The 237-nt window shown below is 39.7% G+C and carries 1 protein-coding gene; it reads left to right on the top strand.

Features of this window, described 5'->3' with window-relative positions:
• Positions 1-237, top strand: a 237-nt coding sequence (locus SB724_RS21765; protein WP_410573151.1) for a hypothetical protein, incomplete at both ends; no start/stop codon positions are given.

Below are 237 nucleotides of genomic sequence, written 5' to 3'. Positions count from 1 at the left end.
CTACGATCATGTTTGCCATGCTTAGTCTAATTGGCTATAATACCCTTGTCAAACCAGACGTTTACCTTGCCAAACTACAAAATTCAGAAATTAAGCTTTCTGATGGTTCTGTGGTAATCCTTTCGCAAGGCTGTAAACTAACCGTCGAAAAATCTTTTCCTGCTGATACCAGGGAGGTTTTCCTTGAAGGTAATGCTGTATTTTATGTCGCAAAATCCAAGGAACACCCCTTTATTG

The organism is Bacillus sp. SIMBA_031, assembly GCF_046535225.1.
Taxonomy (GTDB): domain Bacteria; phylum Bacillota; class Bacilli; order Bacillales; family Bacillaceae; genus Bacillus; species Bacillus velezensis.
This window is presented reverse-complemented; position numbering and strand designations above follow the sequence as displayed.